General features: G+C 62.1%; 1 protein-coding gene. It reads left to right on the top strand.

Annotated features, from left to right (window positions below; all coding sequences use genetic code 11):
- A partial coding sequence (locus tag KJQ96_RS39910; RefSeq protein ID WP_213291313.1) for a hypothetical protein occupies positions 1–198 on the top strand: 198 nt, incomplete at its 5' end.
- Positions 199–211: the final 13 nt, after the last annotated feature.

The raw sequence follows: 211 nt of genomic DNA, 5'->3' as shown, positions 1-211 counted from the left end.
ATCCCTTACAGCGATGAGTTTGGCCCGGAGGGCTTCGTCCACGTCGGTGGGCTGAAGGCCAAAGTTTCTCGCCACCTCTTCGACTGCTTGCCTGCGCCGCTCTTCGACGGGGAGGATCTCTGCAAGCCCCAGTTTGGGCCTACTTTGCTCGAGGATCAGTTCGACGAGAGCCCGGAGAGCCATGGGGCTAGCGAGTAGTTCCCGGGCACCC

This window comes from Bradyrhizobium sp. sGM-13 (assembly GCF_018398875.1).
Lineage (GTDB): Bacteria > Pseudomonadota > Alphaproteobacteria > Rhizobiales > Xanthobacteraceae > Bradyrhizobium.
The sequence above is the reverse complement of the archived record's forward strand: the minus strand, read 5'-3'. Positions and strand labels throughout refer to the sequence as shown.